The sequence below is a fragment of the Mesorhizobium sp. M0437 genome (assembly GCF_040321335.1).
GTDB lineage: Bacteria > Pseudomonadota > Alphaproteobacteria > Rhizobiales > Rhizobiaceae > Mesorhizobium.
The window spans coordinates 1-1,287 of sequence record NZ_JAMYRK010000214.1; the positions used below are offsets into that span (position 1 = coordinate 1).

At 62.5% G+C, this 1,287-nt stretch carries 2 protein-coding genes; both read left to right on the plus strand.

Annotation, left to right across the window (positions count from 1 at the left end; translation table 11 throughout):
* Nucleotides 1-561, plus strand: a 561-nt coding sequence (locus tag NKI72_RS35045) for a branched-chain amino acid ABC transporter permease (protein ID WP_352852258.1), incomplete at its 5' end; no start/stop codon positions are given.
* A gap of 49 nt (nt 562-610) precedes the next feature.
* On the plus strand, nt 611-1,287 hold a 677-nt coding region (locus NKI72_RS35050), incomplete at its 3' end, for an ABC transporter substrate-binding protein (RefSeq protein WP_352852259.1).

Below are 1,287 nucleotides of genomic sequence, written 5' to 3' on the forward strand. Positions count from 1 at the left end.
CTTGCCGTTGCGGGCTTCTCGCTCGACAGGGCGACGGGCCGCTACCTGCTCTCGGTGACCACGGTCATCGTGCTCACGGCGCTCGTCTGGCGCCTAGTCAACAGCGCGACCGGCCGCAATTTCATCGCCGTGCGCGACAACGAAACCGCCGCGCGGGTGATCGGCGTCCCTGTGCTGAAGACCAAGCTGCTCGCGTTCGCCATCTCGTCCTTCATCATCGGCGTCGCCGGGGTGCTGTGGGCCTTCACCTATCTGCGCACCGTCGAGCCGGCCGGCTTCAATCTCGACCGCTCGTTCCAGATCCTGTTCATCATCATCATCGGCGGGCTGGCCTCGATACGCGGCGCCTTTCTGGGAGCGGCGTTCATCGTCATCTTTCCGCTCATCCTGTCGCGGCTTGGCGCCTTCCTGTTTGGCGGACTGTTCGATTCGGGTGTTCTCGACATGAGCCAGCGCATCGTGCTCGGCGCGCTCATCATCATCTTCCTCATCGCGGAACCGAACGGGCTGTCGGCCCTCTTCGACCGCCTGAAACGACGGATCGGCTCAAGGTCCAGCTGAGCGCCGCTCGACATCCTCTCACGGACCACAACCTCAGGAGACGCAATCCATGACCTTCTTCAGTCACCTCAAGAAAGCGGCGATCGCCACGGCCTTCGTCCTCGGCGCGACGGCGGTCCACGCCGCCGAGCAGTATTTTCCCCTGCAGAGCTACCGCGTCGGCCCTTATGCCGCCGGCGGCACCGGCTTCTTCGGCGGCTTCATCGACTATCTCAACCTGATCAACATCCGCGACGGCGGCGTCAACGGCGTCAAGCTGACCTGGAGCGAGGGCGAGACGCAGTATGAGGTCGAGAAGGGCGTCGAGGTCTATGAACGATTGAAGAGCAATCCCGGCATCGCCGCCTGGAACCCGCTTTCGGTCGGCATCGCCTATGCCATGATCGACCGCATCACCGATGACAAGGTGCCGCTGATCACCATCAACCACGGCCGCACCGACACCACGGACGGACGCGTGTTCCCTTACGTCTTCCCGCTGCTGCTCAATCCCTACAGCGAGACCTCGGGCATCGTGAACTATATCGCCTCCAAGGAAGGTGGCCTCGACAAGCTCAAGGGCAAGAAGATCGTCGTGCTCTATCACGGCTCGCCCTATGGCAAGGAGACGATTCCGATCTATGAGCTGCTGTCGCAGAAATACGGCTTCGAGCTGTCGCAGATCGAGGTTCCGCATCCAGGCAACGAGCAGCAGGCGCAGTGGCTGACGATCCGTCGCGAGCATCC